This window comes from Shewanella sp. HL-SH8 (assembly GCF_051165765.1).
GTDB classification, from domain to species: Bacteria; Pseudomonadota; Gammaproteobacteria; order Enterobacterales; family Shewanellaceae; genus Shewanella; species Shewanella glacialimarina.
In genome coordinates this window covers 1,281,658-1,300,000 of the sequence record NZ_CP195039.1, presented here as the reverse complement: position 1 = coordinate 1,300,000, position 18,343 = coordinate 1,281,658, and the positions used below count along the sequence as shown (strand labels likewise).

The following is an 18,343-nucleotide window of genomic DNA, read 5'->3' as shown; positions in this document are numbered from 1 at the left end:
AATCTGTGAGAGTGCTAAACACAGCATGGATTTACTTGGCTCATATAATCGACTCACTAAAAAAGATCCTAAAACCGGTGAAGTTGTTGCTATGACAGAAGAAGATAAGCAAGCGGCTAGAACTGAGAATGAACAAAGAGTGAAGCTTTTTTGCAATTAACGACTCACAGCAGTGAAATTTAATCTAAATTTAAAAAAGGGAGCTAAATGCTCCCTTTCTTTATGTACCTAGTAAAAGATGAAGTTACTGCACAAACACCAATTTCCCCAGCTCAACATTAGCTTGAATGACTTTACCCGGAATTAAATCCCCACGGAGTAGCTTTTGCGCTAAAGGGTTTTCCACTTCTTGCTGTAAAGCTCGCTTTAATGGCCTTGCACCATAAACTGGATCGAAACCGACTTCAGCAATTAACGATAGCGCTTCATCAGATACTTGCAGATCAAACTCTTTTTCAGCTAAACGTTTGCGTAGCAGTTCAAGCTGAATGCTGGCAATGTGTTTAATATTGCTAGCATCAAGTGGATGAAACACTACCGACTCATCTACCCGATTTAAAAACTCAGGTCTGAAATTCTGTATCACTACATCCATAACGCTTTGTTTCATTTCCTCATAAGTCACACGACCGAAACTTTCTTGAATACGATCGGATCCTAGATTCGAGGTCATAATAATCACAGTATTTTTAAAATCGACTGTACGACCTTGCCCATCGGTTAAGCGGCCGTCATCTAACACTTGCAGTAAAATGTTAAATACGTCTGGATGGGCTTTCTCAACTTCATCTAATAAAATGACCGAATAAGGTTTTCGGCGCACAGCTTCAGTTAAGTAGCCACCTTCTTCATAGCCTACATATCCTGGAGGGGCACCGACTAAGCGAGAAACCGTGTGCTTTTCCATAAACTCTGACATATCTATGCGCACTAAAGCCGACTCGGTATCAAATAAAAACTTAGCTAACGATTTACACAACTCTGTTTTACCAACACCTGTCGGGCCTAAAAACAAGAATGATCCTATGGGACGTTGGGGATCGGCAAGTCCTGCTCGGCTTCGGCGAATAGCATTGGACACAGCATCAACGGCTTCATTCTGCCCAATCACTCGCTCATGCAGTGCATCTTCCATATGCAATAATTTCTCGCGCTCACCTTCAAGCATTTTTGACACAGGAATACCGGTTGATTTTGATAACACTTCAGCAATTTCAACATCGGTGACTTTATTCCTAAGCAATGTCATGTCTTGCATCTCTGCTTGAGAGGCTAAATCTAATTGCTTCTCTAGCTCTGGAATACGGCCATATTGTAACTCAGACATACGGGTTAAATCCCCAGCCCTTCGAGCAACATCCATGTCCATTCTGGCCTGTTCTAAATCGGCTTTGATATGCTGAGTACCGGCCAATGCGGCTTTTTCGGTATGCCAAATCTCATTAAGCTCTGATGCTTTCAATTCAACATCTTTTAGTTCGACCTGCAAATGATCTAAGCGTTTTCGACTTGCATCATCGGTTTCTTTGGCTAACGCTTGCTCTTCTAGCTTTAACTGAATAGCTCGGCGCTCTAATCTATCTAAAGATTCGGGTTTAGAATCAATCTGCATGCGAATACTTGAAGCAGCTTCATCAATTAAATCGATGGCTTTATCAGGTAATTTACGATCCGAAATATATCGATGAGACATAGTTGCTGCGGCAACAATGGCGGGATCGGTAATTTCTACATGGTGGTGAAGTTCATAGCGCTCTTTCAAACCACGTAAAATGGCAATCGTGTCTTCTACGCTAGGCTCGTCCACCAGCACTTTTTGAAAACGACGCTCAAGTGCGGCATCTTTCTCTATGTATTGACGATACTCATCTAAGGTTGTAGCACCCACACAATGTAAATCACCACGGGCTAATGCGGGCTTTAACATGTTGCCAGCATCCATTGCGCCTTCACCTTTACCCGCGCCGACCATAGTATGTAATTCATCTATAAACAGAATCACTTGGCCTTCTTCTTGGGATAATTCATTCAGAACTGCTTTTAAGCGCTCTTCAAATTCGCCTCGATATTTAGCCCCTGCAATCAGTGACCCCATATCTAAAGACAATACCCGTTTGTTTTTAATACCTTCTGGGACTTCACCATTAACAATTCGTTGAGCAAGCCCTTCAACGATGGCAGTTTTACCGACACCAGGCTCACCAATTAATACTGGGTTGTTTTTACTACGGCGCTGTAATACCTGAATCGTGCGGCGAATTTCATCGTCACGACCAATAACAGGGTCTAACTTGCCTTGTTCTGCCCGCTCGGTTAAGTCGGCGGTGTACTTTTTCAACGCTTGGCGTTGATCTTCTGCATTAGGATCATCCACTTTTTGACCGCCGCGAATTTGTTGGATGGTATTTTCCATTAACTCTTTGGTGGCGCCAGCATCTTTAAGCGCTTTAGCTAACGCGTCATTACCTTCAAGTGCTGCAAGAATGAATAATTCAGATGAGATATATTTGTCTTTGCGTTTCTGAGCCAGCTTGTCACACAAATTAAGCAGGCGAATAAGGCCTTGCGACAACTGCACATCACCGCCAGTTCCATCAACTTGTGCTAAGCGCTCTAATTCTTGGCTTAAAGTTGAACGTAATGCACTGACACGCATGCCCGCTTGAGTCAGTAATGGATGAATTGAGCCAGAATCTTGATTAAGTAGAGCCATCATTAAATGGATAGGTTCAATAAATTGATGATCCCGTCCTAATGCTAATGATTGCGCATCAGAAATAGCAATTTGAAACTTATTCGTCATACGGTCGAGTCTCATATAACCTCCTACATCTAATACAAAAAGTAGATATCCGTTGGGATATGCTGTTATCTAAAATATGGGGGCATAGTAGTGAGATTTCAAGCTAACAAAGTATGATGAGGTGTAAAAAAGTGGATTATTTTTTATACAAAATAACAAAAAGCGGTGAGATTAAGATTTTAGCCAAATCAATGAGGCCATACGGCCAGTGTCCTTATCTCGACGATAAGAAAAGTAGTCGTTGTTTAATACGGTACATTCATCAGCACTATAGACGGTTTCGATACCTAGCTGAAGTAAACGCACTTTTGCTAAACCAACCATATCAGCCAAATATTTATCAGTTGTATTCACTCTAGGGATGAAACAGTCTGCTATGGCATTTTCAAGTTCAACATCAGTAGTATCAATAGCTGCGCGAGCCATAAATGCGCTGCGCACTTCTGCTCCTACTTCAAACTGACTGTGTCCAATACAGGGGCCTAGACAGGCAATTAACTCACATGCAGGTACTGAAAAATGCTTTACAGCCTGTTCAATAACCCCAGCACATAAACCGCGCCAGCCGGCATGCACAGCTGCAACCTGTCGACCTTGTTTATCACACAATAATACCGGTAAACAATCTGCCGTCATTACCGCACAAACTTGGCCATATTGGTCACTATAACTACCATCCGCTAAAGGAACACTCGTGCTATTAGCCACTTGAGATATACACACCACTTCAACACCATGCACTTGTTCTAACCACAAAGGTTCGCAAGGTAACGCAAGTGAAGATAAAAGTAGACGCCGATTAGCCAATACCGTTTGAGGATTATCTCCTACATGTAATCCTAGGTTTAAACTGTCATAGGGGGCACAACTACTCCCACCATGTCGGTCAGTAAACGCTATTGCTACATTTTCAGGCAAAGGCCAATTGGGTCTTAGCATTTATAAATACACAATTATAAATACACTATTGGGTTTAATTCGGTATCAATGCGCATTGCTTGAGTCAAAAGCAACATATCTTCAGGTATTGGCGCTTTCCAACTCATGATTTCACAGGTGATAGGGTGCGCAAGCTCTAAACGAATTGCATGTAATGCTTGGCGTTTAAAGTTTTTCAATATATCAAAAAACTCTGGGCTAGCGGCTTTAGGCGGACGAGGACGACCACCATAAACAGGATCGCCAACCAACACATGACCAATATAATCCATGTGAACTCGAATTTGATGAGTACGGCCTGATTCAAGACGTAAACGTAACCGAGTGTGGGCACGGAATTTTTCCGCAACACGATAATGCGTTACTGAAGGACGACCACCATTAACTACCGCCATTTGTACGCGTTTAGTAGGATGACGATCGATAGGCTCATCTACAGTGCCACCCGCTGTCATAGTACCAATTACAATGGCTTCGTATTCACGCACAATTTCACGGGCTTGAAGCGCGGCAACTAAATGCGTTTGCGCTTCAACTGTTTTAGCAACCACCATCAGGCCAGTCGTATCTTTATCGAGGCGATGAATAATACCAGCACGTGGTACATGCTCAATATCAGGACAATGATGCAATAATGCATTCATCAAAGTACCATCGGCATTACCAGCACCTGGGTGCACGACAAGACCAGCAGGTTTATTGACCACTATGATGTGATCATCTTCATAAACAATGTTTAAAGCGATGTTCTGCGCTTGAGCGCGAACTTCTTCTTCAAGCTTGGCGTTGATTTCGATCAGTTGTGATTCAAAAATCTTTTCCCGCGGCTTGTCGACTATGATACCGTCTACGGTAACTGCACCGGATAAAATCCATTCTTTGATGCGTGTGCGCGAGTAATCAGGAAAAATAATCGCCAATGCTTGGTCAATTCTTTGTCCTGTTTGTGTTGCTGTTATCTCGCTTTTTAGATTAATCTCTTGTGTCATAGGAACCGTAACCCTTTTCTGGGGTCCAAAGTGAATGTAGTATCTGTTACAATCGGATGTTTTCTATTTTACCGTGAAATGGAAAAATTCTTAACCACAACTTATAAAAGAATTAAATTAAAGTATGTATAAATTAGCCAAAGGCGCCGCCCTAGTATTACTTTCAGTCGCTATTACCGCTTGTAGTAGCAGTCCCGAAGATGACGAGTTTGCCAATAAAGCCTCTCCTGACGTACTTTATTCTCAAGCTAGAACCTCAATGGAATTAGGAAACTATTCTAAAGCAGTTCGAACGCTAGAAGCTTTAGACTCGCGTTATCCTTTTGGCCCACATAAAACTCAAGTTCAATTAGATCTGATCTTTGCTTATTACAAAATGGATGATGTTGCTTCAGGTGTCGCCAATATCGACCGTTTTTTACGCCTGAATCCGACTCATCCTAATATTGATTACGTGTATTATATGCGTGGTTTAACAAATATGCAGGCAGATAGTTATTTATTTCACGATATGATGAATATTGACCGTACTGATCGTGATCCTCAAAACGCTCAAGATGCCTTTAAAGACTTCGATCGCTTGATAAAAAGTTACCCTGAAAGCAAGTATGCTGCTGACGCTCAAAAGCGTATGCAATACTTGAAAAACCGTTTAGCGCGCTATTCTATCAACGTTGCAAGATATTACATAAAAATGAATGCTTGGAGTGCTGCTGCAGTTCGCGCTCAAACCGTTTTAGAAAAATTCCCTGGTACACCAGAGGCTGAGTCTGCGCTTGAAATTATGGCTACCGCCTATGACGAACTTGGTCAAGACAAGTTAAAACAAAACACGTTAACTGTGATGAAAGCCAATTTTCCTAATAACGAATTAGTTAATTAATTATTACTCAATTAAGTTAACTCATTTAAAACGGCCTCTTTATGAGGCTGTTTTTTTAACCGTGTTGATAAGTTGATAAATAAATACGCCATAAAGATATCAGTAAAATGACTCATGATTAATGAATATTTTTGCAGCACTGACCGCTGATTGATTAGTCTAAACGCTGCTTAATTCAGCATTGGAGTTGAAAAATAACTTTTTTTATAAAAAACGGTTGACTCAAACACTATAAAACCTTAAATTGCACCCCGTCGCCCGAATAGCTCAGTCGGTAGAGCAGAGGATTGAAAATCCTCGTGTCCCTGGTTCGATTCCGGGTTCGGGCACCATATTTAAATTGGTGGCATCAAGCGACTAATAAAGTGATTAACAAAAAAGCCTCGCAATGCGAGGCTTTTTTGTATGTGAAATTTATAACTTACTGAATCAAATTGCTTTGATTGGCTATTGCCAGCAAAGCATATGATCTAAAATACTTACATAGGTTCAATATACTCAACCATAAGCTGAACCGTTTGATTACCTCTAAACTCATTCACATCTAACTTATAAACCACTCGAGCCTGTTTAATCGTCGCGTCGGGCCAAGTTTGCATATCAACATTAAACGCAATGCCATCTAGCATTAATTGACCGCACTCTGTTTCAAGTAATAACTTAAGATGTTTTTCGCCCACAATACGTTGCTGCACAACATTGAAGCAACCATCAAATAGCGGCTCTTCAAATGATTGCCCCCAAGGGCCAGCATTACGCAGCATAAAAGCAGTATCTAAGGTCATGTTAGCGGCAGCTAATTCGCCATCTGACATTAACTCTCCAGTTAGCTGCTCAAAGTCCAGGGTATCTCGAACAACATCATCAAAAGCTTGTTTGAATATCTCTAGCGCGTCAGCCCTTAAAGACAAGCCTGCTGCCATTGCATGGCCACCAAACTTGATAATAATACCTGGATGTAATGAATTAATCCGCTCTAGTAAGTCCCGCATGTGCAGACCTTTTATTGAGCGAGCTGAGCCTTTAATTTCGCCGTTTCCCGCCTGTGCAAAAGCAATCACAGGCCTGTGGTATCTATCTTTTATACGTGAAGCTAAAATGCCGATAACGCCTTGATGCCAGTCTGGTTGAAACAAAGCTAACCCCCAAGGCAGGGTCGCTTCATCCAGTGCTATAGCTTGTAAGCTTTTCAAGGCTTCTTGCTGCATACCTGCTTCAATGTCACGTCTGTCTTGATTTAAGCCATCTAGCTCAGCCGCCATTCGTCTTGCAAGCATGATATCGTCACACAATAAGGTTTCGACACCTAACGCCATTTCATCAAGGCGACCGGCAGCATTTAGCCTTGGGCCAACCGCAAAACCAAAATCGGCAGCAACAATCTTACTCGGGTCACGCTTAGCAACTTCTAGCAATGCGGTAATACCTGGGCGGCAACGCCCTGCGCGTACACGTTGTAAGCCGGCTTGAACTAAAATACGATTGTTGGGGTCTAGCGATACCACGTCAGCGACAGTGCCTAGTGCGACTATATCAAGTAGTTCAGCTAAATTAGGTTCTATAATACCTTGCACCGCATACCAGTTGCGGCTGCGAAGCTCTGCACGAATTGCTGTCATTAAATAAAAAGCGACCCCAACACCTGCAATGGATTTACTGGCAAATTGGCAACCAGGCTGATTAGGATTAACAATGGCATCAGCTTCGGGTAAGATTTTGCCCGCAAGATGATGATCGGTCACAACCACTTGCATACCGTAAGCTTTGGCAGCTTTTACGCCGTCTATCGACGAGATACCATTATCAACCGTGATAAGTAGTTGCGCCTTTTTACTGTGGGCAACAGCGACAATTTCAGGACTCAAACCATAACCGTAGTCAAAACGATTAGGGATTAAATAATCCACTTGAGTCGCACCCATCATTCTCAAAGCGAGTAAACAAACACAAGTAGACGTGGCGCCATCGGCATCAAAGTCACCCACGATTAATATTTGCTGCTGAGCATGCATCGCATCGGCTACTAATTTAGCGGCAACATCTAACCCTTTCATGGTATTAGGACGCAGTAATTTAGCTAACACTAGCTCACAATCATCTTGCCCCACACCACGTCGAGCATATAACTGTCTCAATAAGGGAGGTAAAGTAATAGGAAGATGTGAATCATCAACTTGAAGACGACGAGTGATTTTATGAGACAAAACAAACCCTAATGCAGTGATATGTGAAAAAGGTGACCAATAAAAAGGTGAGCTATTGCTCACCTTAGTCAGTTGACTATCGAGATTCGAGGGTTTTCAATAAGTCATTTGGAGGCTGATAACCTGGCACCATGCTACCGTCTGCAAGTATCATCGCTGGCGTACCGTTAACGCCAAATGAACGTCCAAGATCAAATTGTTTGCTAATATCAATATCACACGATGCCGCTTTAATATTCTTACCTTCTTTAGCATCAGTCATTGCTTGCAATGGATCTTTAGCACACCATACAGCTTGCATTTCATCGGCGTTAGCTGAAGGGATCCCTGCGCGAGGATAAGCTAAGTAACGGATCGTAATGCCTAAGTCATTATATTCACTCATTTGATTGTGCAGTTTACGGCAATAGCCGCAGTCTACATCAGTGAATACCGTGACCACATGCTTTTCATTTTTAGCTTTATAAACCAACATGTCTTTCTCAAGTGGTTTAAGCATATCTATGCGAGGCCCGGCTAAAGCAGCCTCAGTTAAGTTGTTCATGCGGTTATTTAGGTCATACATATTGCCATGGATCAATTTAGATCCATCTTCAGTAATATAGAGCACACCACGATCGGTTAACGCTTGCACAATACCCTTTATCGGCGATGCTTGAAGACTCATCACCTCAACACCTAACATGTCTGATATTTTTTGTTTTAACTCACTATTTTCAGTATCAGTTGTGGCTGCTGCATAGCTCATTACAGGAACAACTAAACTGGCGACAAGAATTAAGGCTTTAGATAACTTCATAATTATTCCTAATTTACACGGGATTAAATGACTAGACCCGACTTTGATTGCAAAACTTACAGATTTAGTACGATTAACGCAACTATGCTAAAAGCTTTTTAATGTAACGAAAGGCTACCCAATAGGTTAACCTCGCGGATGATGCTGTTGATGAAGCTGCTGCAGACGGGCTTTAGCAACATGAGTGTAAATTTGAGTCGTGGATAAATCACTGTGGCCTAAGAGTAATTGTACAACTCGTAAATCAGCGCCGTGATTCAGTAAATGAGTCGCAAAGGCATGGCGTAAAGTATGTGGCGATAAGTGTACCCTGATCCCTGCTCGTGCACTGTATAACTTAATGCGATGCCAGAAAGTTTGTCGAGTCATCATCTGCGCACGCCTCGACGGAAATAACACATCAGATTGCTTCATATGTAAAAGTGTTGGCCTAGCAGTTTTTAAATATAATTCGACTTCACTAATAGCTAATTCACCTAGCGGAACTAAACGCTCTTTACCGCCCTTACCCATCACCCTAACGACTCCTTGGCGCAAACTTATTTGCTCCATGGTTAAACTCACTAATTCGGTCACCCTCAGCCCTGTTGCATATAATAATTCAAGCATCGCTTTGTCACGGCATTCGATTGGATCATCGATATCGGGCTCGGATAGTAAGGCATCTACTTGCGCTTCAGATAATGCATCAGGCAATTTGCGTGGCAGTTTAGGTGACTCAATTAACGCAGTAGGATCGACATCAATCAACTTATTCACAATTAAATAACCGTAAAAGCGTCGTAAGCTACTCATCAATCTTGCGGTACTGGTTTTAGCATATTGTTGCTCAAATCGATATGCGAGATACGCTTTTAATAGCAATGAATCGGCATCAACAAGGCAAGACTTTTGACTTAATACAAAACGTTCGAAATGCGCTACATCAGTTCGATACGATGCTAACGTATTATCGCTTAAGCCTTTTGTTGACCATATATCGTCAATGAATTGTTCGATTAGGGGGTGCGGAGAGTATTGATTTGATTTCACGTAAGACTCTATTTAACACGCTAGATATGCTAGCTATAGATTAGCATATCTAGCGGTCAAATATTAGCAATCCTTACTGATAAGCAATTAGCTGATAAGCATTTATGCCGCAGAGGTTGCTTGATCACTTTTAGGTAAAAACAAACATACCGCAGAAACGATAGCGGTTGGCAGTACCCAAGCCATGCCTTCTGCATGTAACGGTAAGAAATTAAACATCGACATATCAAAGCCACCGGTTTTTAATCCATCTAATACGCCAAAAGCTAGCGCAACGCTTAGAATTAATCGTTGTGACAATTCAGGACGAGCAAATTGTGGCGTAATAAAAGTCACTAATACCAATGCAATGGCCACTGGATAAATCGTCATCAATACAGGAATACTAATTATAATTAATTGTGATAAACCCACGTTAGCAACAGTGGCACACACCACACTGAAAATAATCACAAAACGTTGGTATGACACTGACGGTAGAAGCTCATTGAAAAACTCAGAACACGCAGTTACCAGACCGATCGCGGTAGTCAAACACGCCAAACCAACGACAGTAGACAGCATAACAATACCTAACATGCCGAAGTTATGGTCAACATAGTTAGTTAAAATGACACCACCGTTTGATGCTCCCTTAGCTAAATCACCTGCTGAAGCACCTAGAAAGAATAGTGATATATACACAAATGCCAATCCAGATGCGGCAATAATGGCGGCGCGGATCAGATACTTGGTTTGATCTGCAACATTATTAACGCCTTTTTTACGCAGTAAATCGATAATAAGCATACCAAACATCAGTGATGCCAAGGTATCCATAGTGTTATAACCTTCAATAATCCCCTTTGATAAAGGACTTGCCAGATATTCCGCAGAAGGAGAGCCTACCGTTGAGCCAGAGATAAACATCACACTCATTGCTAAAGCAACCAACAAGGTCAGTAAAATAGGCGTAAGTACTTTGCCGGCGTTATCCAAAAGTTTGCCAGGATAAAGTGACATAAACATCACAATCGTGAAAAACACTAAGGTAAATATCAGCTGGGCTATATTGATTGCTTGACCCGCTATCATCACCACCGCATCAGGGTCTGCTATAAACGGACGAGCGCCTATTTCAAAGGCGACCAAACTGGTTCGAGGCGCCGCAAATGCAGGCCCTATAATAATATAAATAGCAATGGCCAGAGCTGTAGCAGCAAATGGTGGCAAATAGGCCATAATTTTACCATTGGATTTAGCTACAGCAATCAATCCTATCAGTGGCATTCCCACCGCGGTTAATAAAAAGCCAACCATAGCCAGTGACATGTTCTCACCCGCTAAAAAGCCCGCAAAAGGCGGGAATATAAGATTACCTGCACCCAAGAAGAATGCGAAAGCCATAAACCCTAGGCCAAAGGTATCGATGATCGATAATTTAGTTGTTTGCACGTTAACATCTCTTTTTGTTGTATTTGTTCTTTAACCAACTTAAGTGATCAAATTCATTTTAGCTACTGCTAATAATGAACACGTCACAGATCGTAATAGTATATTTACACCCTAAGCTATCTAAATACATTAAATTTAGTGCAAAAAATAATCATTGTTGATCTGTTTATATAACCCTTAGTTAGTGTTTGAATGAATCAAGCCATTACAAGCGGTTTTACCTTGAAAGAGCAGCCTGAACTAATAGCAAAGATGCTAATAATACGCAATAGAGACTGAGTATATTCAGTTATTTAGATTTCAAGCCTGAAACAATTACCAAAAGCACTAAACATAACTAGCACAGCCTTTAATAAGCGATAACATAAATTAACAACCTGGTAATTAGGACCTTATATTTATATTATGGCCGCCACCACATTGACTGAGGGTTAAACACCAGTAGAAGTAATACTGCATGTTTTAAAATAAGCCATCATCAATCAATTAACACGCTGGTGTAATTTGTTATAATCAACCTTTAATTCGCTCGCACTGTAGCCCTTAATGCCATTCACATTTAAACAATTTCATATCGATGATAGCCATTGCGGCATGAGTGTAAGCACTGACGGGGTGCTGTTAGGTGCTTGGGCGGGCTTAACTAACGCAACACGTATTATTGATATTGGCGCAGGAAGTGGCTTATTGAGCTTAATGGCTGCACAAAGAACATCGACAAAAACTCACATTACTGCAATAGAGTTAGATACATCTGCAGCTCAAGATTGCCTCAATAATATCGCCCAAAGCCAATGGGCTAAAAAAATTGAATTGATACAATCCAGCATTCAAGATTTTTGCTTACAGCAGCAAAATATAGCCGCAAGCAGTCGCCAATGCTTTGATCATATTATTTGCAACCCTCCCTACTTTACCAATGGCCCGCAAACTCAGGATCGTGCCCGCGCAACGGCAAGACACACTAATCAACTGGATTTTACAGACTTAGTACAATCCATTTACGCTTTATTAGCCAAAGATGGCGTGGCCAGTATCATTATTCCGGTTCAGAGTGAAGCGATGTTCAAACCAGCATTATCTGGCATTGGCTTAGAAATAACTCAACGTATTGAAGTCAGCAGCGTTACAGGAAAACCACCTAATCGGCTATTGCTGGCGATTAAACATCCTGCTTCCGAACAAAAATATGTTACCGGCTCGATCGATATACGTGATAAACAAGGTCAGTATTCGGTAACAATGACAGATTTATGCAAGGATTTTTACTTAAAACTTTAGCCTGTGTGATTCGTCAGCTATAATAGACGGCTACTTTTAAGCGAGACCCACGTGCATGTTATTTGAAGATTTCGATTTAGACCCAAGGTTATTAGATTCACTGAAAGCCATGGGCCACAAAAGCCCCACGACAGTTCAACAACAAGCTATTCCTATGGCGATGGAGCAACGGGATATTCTTGCGCGTGCGCCAACAGGGACTGGTAAAACAGCAAGTTTCTTATTGCCAGCCTTACAGCACCTGATTGATTTCCCTCGTCGTTTCGAAGGACAAGCCCGCATCATGGTGTTAACACCTACCCGTGAGCTAGCCAGTCAAATTCATCGTTATGCATGTCATCTCGCAACTGACTTAGATTTAGATATTGCCATTATTACTGGTGGCGTTCCTTATGGGCCGCAAGAAGAAGCCCTTGCAGGTAATATCGATATATTAATCGCCACACCAGGCCGATTGATGGAATACCTAGACAAAAGAAAATTCGATGCTACTGAGGTCGATATTCTAGTGATTGATGAAGCCGACCGCATGTTAGACATGGGATTCTCTTCAGTGGTGCAAGCCATTGCGATTGAAGCACAAGGTCGTAAACAAAACATGTTGTTCTCTGCCACTTTAGAAGGCAGCGGGGTTGAGCGTTTCGCACGTGATCTATTGAAAGATCCTGTCACCATAGATGTAGAAGCACCTCGCAGCGAAAAAGCTAAAATTCATCAGTGGGCGCATTTAGCTGACGATAAAGATCATAAATTTGCCCTACTGTGTAACATCTTAAGACAAGAGCAAGTTAAGCGAACAATCGTATTTGTTAAAACCCGTGAAGCGGTGGCTAGCCTTGAAGGATTATTATTAAAAGCCAATATACCTTGTGCGTTTATGCGTGGCGACATGGAACAAAAGAAACGTTTTCAAGCCCTAGGACGTTTTACAAAAGGTGAAGTCAATGTGCTATTGGCTACCGATGTGGCAGCCCGTGGTATTGACGTTGATGATATTACTCATGTAATTAACTTTGACATGCCACGTTCAGCTGACACTTATGTGCACCGTATTGGTCGCACAGGGCGCGCTGGCGCTAAAGGTACTGCTATTTCATTAATGGAAGCACATGATGTACGAATTGTCGGTAAAATTGAGCGCTACATTGAGCAAACGTTAAAACGCCGTGTCATTGAAGAGCTTCGTCCTAAACATAAAGAAGCTAAAGTGCCGGGTAAGAAAAAAGCCAATGCCAAGGACCCTAAAAAATTCTCTAAGAAGTCAAAAAAGAAAAAATAATTAATATTGGTAGGTAATCTGCTTACTGTAATATTTAAATATAAATAAAAACGAACCTAAACAGGTTCGTTTTTTTATTGCCTGTATTATATTTAGGTTGATATTTAAAAAATTCATCGTCCGCACATGCTAATTTATTTATCAAATCGCCCAAGATGTTAACAACCGCAACATCCTGCTACAGCTAATTTACATAAATCAGTTTAGCTGAATCATAAAATCTGCTAATTTAGACAGATTACTGATAAGAATAAAAAAATGTACAAATATTGCCTAAAAATACCGCGCATTGTACAAAATATATTCATCAGCATCATTTCAGCATGGATACGCAAAAAGAATGAAAACTATTTTAAGAAGACTGACCCCCCTTTTTATCTTGATCGTGGCAATTGGATTTGCACAGCTACTAATGCAAACCCAAGAAGCTCCTGAACAAAAAGACGAAGCAGAAATTCTCACTATTATTGATGTGATGACAGTAAAGCAACAAACGGTTTCATTAAACCTACCTTCGTATGGTGTGGTTAATCCCAAATATAAAACTCAGCTCGTAACAGAAGTACAAGGGCGACTACAAAATATATCTGCCGAGTTTGTTGCGGGCGGCATAGTTAAAAAAGGCGATCAATTAGCGTTAATTGAACCTTCTGATTATGAAGCTGACTTGATGCAAGCAGAAGCCAATGTGGCACAGGCTACTGCAATGCTAAACGAAGAAATGGCCCGTGGCCAAGTGGCTAAAATAGAATTTAAAGATTTCGATAGCGGCGTTGCCCCAGAATTAGGCTTACGTATCCCGCAGCTTAAAAAAGAACAAGCAAATGTAAAGTCGTCTAAAGCTGCACTGGCCCGTGCGCAACGTAATCTTGAACGTACCATTATTCGCGCACCGTTTGACGGCATCATTAAAGCGCGTCATGTCGACCTAGGCCAATACGTCACGTTAGGCACTAATTTAGGCGAGCTATACGATACCAGTACCGCAGAGATTCGTTTACCGCTGACCAATAATGACTTGGCGTATTTAGAGTCAATTGACAATCCAGACACCGAAGTCACCTTAAGCGCTTCTCTAGCAGGTCAAAACATGACCTGGAATGGCAATATTATCCGCAGCGAAAATGTCATCGATGAACAAAACCGTATGGTTTACCTCGTTGCTGAAGTCATTGACCCTTATCTTATAAAGTCAAGAAATAATAAACAGTTACCATTGAAATACGGCAGCTTTGTCACCGCAGTCATTAAAGGTCGCAGCGTAAGCGGTATTGTGCAGCTTCCACGTCATGTACTACGTAATGACCAAGTCGCCATTGTCAGTGATGATAATATCATTGAGATGCGCAGTGTTAACCTAGTCAGAACCGACATTGACAGTGTCTATATTAAAGACAGCTTTACCGATGGAGAGCGCATCTCAATGACCAATGTCGCCAACCTATCTAATGGTCAAAAAGTAAAAATATTAGGTGAGGACGATAAGTTAACCCCCACAGATGATGTATCTGATGATGAGCTAACCCCTGCAGGAGAGCTGTGATGCAGAGCCATTCAGGAATCATATCTTGGTTTGCTCGCAATAACGTTGCAGCAAACTTACTCATGCTAGTACTGATTATCGGTGGATTATTCAGTGCCGTAATAATTAATAAAGAAATTTTCCCCAGCTTTTCACTTAATCTTATCAATATCACTGTGGCCTACCCAGGTGCTGCCCCGCAAGAAATTGAAGAAGGGATCAACATCAAAATTGAGGAAGCCATTCAAGATATTTCTGGGATTAAAAAAACCACCTCTGTGGCTAGCGATAGTATAGGGTCTGTCACCATTGAAGTTGAGGATGGTTTCGATGTTCAGCAAGTGCTTGATGAAGCTAAGCTGCGTATTGATGCTATAGCTACCTTTCCTGATAACATTGAAAAGCCAAATATTTTTCAAATAAAGCCTGAAAACAATGTTATTTGGGTGTCGGTTTATGGCGACATGTCAGCCCATGACATGAAAGAGATGGCTAAATCAATTCGTGAAGACCTCACCGATTTACCCGGCGTAACACGGGCTAAGCTAACAGGTGTAAGAGATTACGAAATTGGCATTGAAGTGTCTGAAGATAAGCTACGCGAATATGGTTTAAGTTTTAGCCAAGTGGCGCAGGCGGTCCAAAATGCCTCTATTGATCTACCCGGCGGCTCTATTCGTGCTCAAGATGGCGACATATTATTGCGCACCAAAGGCCAAGCCTATACTGGCGAAGACTTTGCTAAAATTGTGGTACTAACCCGCACCGACGGCAGCCGTATTATGCTGCCTCAAGTGGCGAATATTAAAGATGGCTTTGAAGAAAGATTAGAATACACCCGTTTTAATGGCAAGCCAGCGGCAATTATTGAAGTCACCAGTATTGATGATCAAGACGCGTTAGCGATATCTACACAGGTAAAAGCCTATATAGCCGAGCGTCAAAGCACCCTGCCCGCTAATATACAAGTAGATACTTGGGGGGACTTAACTCACTATCTTCAAGGCCGCTTAAACATGATGTTATCTAACATGTTTTACGGTGCACTGTTGGTATTTATTATTCTTGCCCTGTTTCTTGACCTTAAATTAGCTTTTTGGGTGATGATGGGGTTACCTGTGTGTTTCTTAGGGGCAATGTTGTTAATGCCCGCGGTTGGCATGTCGATTAACATGTTGACCTTATTTGCTTTTATCTTGGTACTGGGGATTGTCGTCGATGATGCCATTGTGATAGGTGAAAGTGCCTACAGTGAAGTTGAAGAAAACGGTCATTCTTTACACAACGTGATAACAGGTGTGCACAAAGTTGCTATGCCTGCCACCTTTGGGGTACTGACCACCATTGCCGCTTTCACGCCAATGATTTTGGTATCAGGTCCGATGGGCATTATTTGGAAGTCTATCGGCATGATTGTTATTTTGTGTTTAGCCTTCTCACTCATTGAATCAAAATTCATCTTGCCAGCACATTTGGCACACATGAAAGTCAAAAAGAAAACCGCACCGACTAATGTATTTTCGCGTTTTAAAGTTGGCTTAAATGACAAGCTACAATTCTTTATTCACCATAAATATCGACACTTTTTAGAAGCCTGCATTAGGCAACGCTATAATGTTGTTGCAGTCTTTGTCGGGGTATTAATTCTCTCTATCGCTTTGGTTGCTAGCGGGAAAGTGCGTTGGGTATTTTTTCCTGATATTCCATCTGACTTTATTCAAGTTCAACTAGAAATGGATGAAGGTAGCTCTGAACTCAATACCTTAGCCACGGTCCAGCAGGTAGAAGATGCTTTATATCGAATGAATGATGTTATGGAGCAGGAATATGGCACAGGTGTAGTTAAACACAGTTTTGTGTCATTAAGCTCACGTACTTCAGCGTTTATTTTTACTGAGTTAACTAAAGGTGAAGACAGGGACGTTGATGGCGTATCTATTGCCGAAGAGTGGCGCAAACAGTTACCTGAATTACTGTCGGTTAAAAAACTCAATATTAATGCCAGCACTAATGAGACCGGCGGAGATTTATCCTTTAGATTAACCTCAACCGATTTAGATCAACTGGCCCTCGCCTCTAAAGAAATTAAAGATAAACTGGCAACCTATGAAGGTGTATATGATATTTCAGACAACTTTTCGTCGGGCAGCCAGGAAATTCGTCTTAATATTCTGCCAGAAGCACAGGCACAGGGGTTAACTCTGTCTGACTTAGCGCGCCAAGTGCGTTACGGCTTTTATGGTTACGAAGCACAACGTATTTTGCGTAATAAAGAAGAAGTTAAAGTGATGATCCGCTACCCACTGGAGCAGCGACGCACCGTGGGGCATCTTGAAAATATGATGATCCGCACCAGTAACGGCCAAACGGTACCATTTTCAAGTGTAGCCGCAATAGAGTTAGGCGACTCTTATGCATCTATTACCCGTGTAGATGGTCGCCGTGCAATTACCATTAGCGCTAATGCAAATACCAACAAAGTAGAGCCTAGTAAAGTTGTTGATGAGGTACAGTCTGAATTTATCCCCTACTTATCAGCAAAATATCCCCATGTATCGGCCTCATTAGATGGCAGCAGTCTGGATGAGCAAAATGCCATGTTAGGCTTAATACAGGGCTTTTTCTTCGCCATGTTCACTATTTATGCCTTAATGGCTATTCCACTTAAATCATATACTCAACCTTTAATCATCATGTCAGTCATCCCCTTTGGGATGATTGGCGCGTTAGTCGGCCATTACATGCTGGGATTATCAATGAGTGTATTGAGTTTATGTGGCATCGTGGCGTTGGCTGGTGTGGTAGTCAATGATTCGTTAATCCTAGTGGATTTTGTGAATAAATCCCGCGAAGAAGGCAAGTCGATTATGCAATCAGCAATCGACTCAGGCTGTTATCGATTCAGAGCAATTATTCTTACCTCGTTAACCACCTTTGTTGGCCTTGTTCCAATTATTATGGAAAAAAGCTTACAAGCTAAAATTGTTATCCCTATGGCAACCTCATTAGCTTTTGGTATTTTGTTTTCCACCGTGGTGACGCTAATTTTAGTGCCCGTTCTGTATATTATTTTGGATGACATTAAACGTCTGCTGAAACGCTTTTATTTATGGTGGTGGAGACCTAAAACTACAGATGCGGATTATTATTAATCTGTAGCCAGTATCGATTATGAATC

13 protein-coding genes and 1 tRNA gene (1 of these 14 cut by a window edge) are annotated in these 18,343 nt (G+C 41.6%); 7 read left to right on the top strand and 7 right to left on the bottom strand.

Features of this window, described 5'->3' with window-relative positions; translation table 11 throughout:
- Positions 1 to 160: the final stretch of a DUF4124 domain-containing protein gene (locus ACRWQN_RS05810; RefSeq protein ID WP_434940099.1), read on the top strand. 275 nt of this gene lie to the left of the window's left edge; the window shows 160 of its 435 coding nt (coding positions 276-435); the start codon falls outside the window, past its left edge; the stop codon is at positions 158 to 160.
- 84 nt (positions 161 to 244) lie between these two features.
- On the opposite strand, the gene clpB is transcribed toward ACRWQN_RS05810, so the two are convergent.
- The 3 genes from clpB to rluD form a co-directional block, all read right to left on the bottom strand.
- Positions 245 to 2,818, bottom strand: a complete 2,574-nt coding sequence (gene clpB / locus ACRWQN_RS05805; RefSeq protein ID WP_434940098.1) for an ATP-dependent chaperone ClpB — start codon at positions 2,816 to 2,818, stop codon at positions 245 to 247.
- Positions 2,819 to 2,974: 156 nt separating this feature from the next.
- Complete coding sequence (pgeF, locus tag ACRWQN_RS05800) at positions 2,975 to 3,742, bottom strand: peptidoglycan editing factor PgeF (protein ID WP_434940095.1); 768 nt, start codon at positions 3,740 to 3,742, stop codon at positions 2,975 to 2,977.
- A 14-nt stretch (positions 3,743 to 3,756) separates the two neighbouring features.
- The gene (rluD, locus tag ACRWQN_RS05795) at positions 3,757 to 4,731 is read right to left on the bottom strand and encodes a 23S rRNA pseudouridine(1911/1915/1917) synthase RluD (protein WP_226410921.1); all 975 of its coding nucleotides are present in this window, start codon (positions 4,729 to 4,731) and stop codon (positions 3,757 to 3,759) included.
- A gap of 124 nt (positions 4,732 to 4,855) precedes the next feature.
- Here rluD and ACRWQN_RS05790 point away from each other — a divergent pair, with 124 nt between their 5' ends.
- A complete protein-coding gene (locus ACRWQN_RS05790; RefSeq protein ID WP_434928403.1) occupies positions 4,856 to 5,614 on the top strand; it encodes an outer membrane protein assembly factor BamD in 759 nt (252 codons plus the stop codon).
- Between the two features lie 256 nt (positions 5,615 to 5,870).
- Positions 5,871 to 5,946: transfer RNA gene (locus tag ACRWQN_RS05785), tRNA-Phe, on the top strand.
- A gap of 147 nt (positions 5,947 to 6,093) precedes the next feature.
- Here the strand turns inward: ACRWQN_RS05785 and recJ are convergent.
- The 4 genes from recJ to brnQ form a co-directional block, all read right to left on the bottom strand.
- Entirely contained in the window at positions 6,094 to 7,818 is a 1,725-nt protein-coding gene (gene recJ, locus ACRWQN_RS05780; RefSeq protein WP_434940093.1) for a single-stranded-DNA-specific exonuclease RecJ, read from the bottom strand.
- Positions 7,819 to 7,894: 76 nt separating this feature from the next.
- Positions 7,895 to 8,617 (bottom strand): bifunctional protein-disulfide isomerase/oxidoreductase DsbC, encoded by a 723-nt coding sequence (dsbC, locus tag ACRWQN_RS05775; RefSeq protein ID WP_226410924.1) that lies wholly within the window; start codon positions 8,615 to 8,617, stop codon positions 7,895 to 7,897.
- Positions 8,618 to 8,743: 126 nt separating this feature from the next.
- Positions 8,744 to 9,649, bottom strand: a complete 906-nt coding sequence (gene xerD / locus ACRWQN_RS05770; protein WP_434940090.1) for a site-specific tyrosine recombinase XerD — start codon at positions 9,647 to 9,649, stop codon at positions 8,744 to 8,746.
- Positions 9,650 to 9,751: 102 nt separating this feature from the next.
- Entirely contained in the window at positions 9,752 to 11,083 is a 1,332-nt protein-coding gene (gene brnQ / locus ACRWQN_RS05765; protein ID WP_434940088.1) for a branched-chain amino acid transport system II carrier protein, read from the bottom strand.
- A 546-nt stretch (positions 11,084 to 11,629) separates the two neighbouring features.
- Here brnQ and ACRWQN_RS05760 point away from each other — a divergent pair.
- The 4 genes from ACRWQN_RS05760 (at position 11,630) to ACRWQN_RS05745 (ending at position 18,317) form a co-directional block, all read left to right on the top strand.
- The gene (locus ACRWQN_RS05760) at positions 11,630 to 12,364 is read left to right on the top strand and encodes a tRNA1(Val) (adenine(37)-N6)-methyltransferase (protein ID WP_434940086.1); all 735 of its coding nucleotides are present in this window, start codon (positions 11,630 to 11,632) and stop codon (positions 12,362 to 12,364) included.
- A gap of 55 nt (positions 12,365 to 12,419) precedes the next feature.
- Entirely contained in the window at positions 12,420 to 13,643 is a 1,224-nt protein-coding gene (srmB, locus tag ACRWQN_RS05755; RefSeq protein ID WP_226410928.1) for an ATP-dependent RNA helicase SrmB, read from the top strand.
- Between the two features lie 340 nt (positions 13,644 to 13,983).
- Positions 13,984 to 15,186, top strand: a complete 1,203-nt coding sequence (locus tag ACRWQN_RS05750; RefSeq protein WP_434940084.1) for an efflux RND transporter periplasmic adaptor subunit — start codon at positions 13,984 to 13,986, stop codon at positions 15,184 to 15,186.
- A complete protein-coding gene (locus ACRWQN_RS05745; RefSeq protein ID WP_434928398.1) occupies positions 15,186 to 18,317 on the top strand; it encodes an efflux RND transporter permease subunit in 3,132 nt (1,043 codons plus the stop codon). The genes ACRWQN_RS05750 and ACRWQN_RS05745 overlap by 1 nt, the downstream gene beginning before the upstream one ends.
- Positions 18,318 to 18,343: the final 26 nt, after the last annotated feature.

Bases quoted from the DNA above. Each gene is read 5' to 3' on its own strand.
- dsbC (WP_226410924.1), bottom strand. From the start codon at position 8,617: ATGAAGTTATCTAAAGCCTTAATTCTTGTCGCCAGTTTAGTTGTTCCT.
- ACRWQN_RS05760 (WP_434940086.1), top strand. From the start codon at position 11,630: ATGCCATTCACATTTAAACAATTTCATATCGATGATAGCCATTGCGGC.
- ACRWQN_RS05750 (WP_434940084.1), top strand. From the start codon at position 13,984: ATGAAAACTATTTTAAGAAGACTGACCCCCCTTTTTATCTTGATCGTG.
- rluD (WP_226410921.1), bottom strand. From the start codon at position 4,731: ATGACACAAGAGATTAATCTAAAAAGCGAGATAACAGCAACACAAACA.
- pgeF (WP_434940095.1), bottom strand. From the start codon at position 3,742: ATGCTAAGACCCAATTGGCCTTTGCCTGAAAATGTAGCAATAGCGTTT.
- ACRWQN_RS05745 (WP_434928398.1), top strand. From the start codon at position 15,186: ATGCAGAGCCATTCAGGAATCATATCTTGGTTTGCTCGCAATAACGTT.
- srmB (WP_226410928.1), top strand. From the start codon at position 12,420: ATGTTATTTGAAGATTTCGATTTAGACCCAAGGTTATTAGATTCACTG.
- ACRWQN_RS05790 (WP_434928403.1), top strand. From the start codon at position 4,856: ATGTATAAATTAGCCAAAGGCGCCGCCCTAGTATTACTTTCAGTCGCT.
- clpB (WP_434940098.1), bottom strand. From the start codon at position 2,818: ATGAGACTCGACCGTATGACGAATAAGTTTCAAATTGCTATTTCTGAT.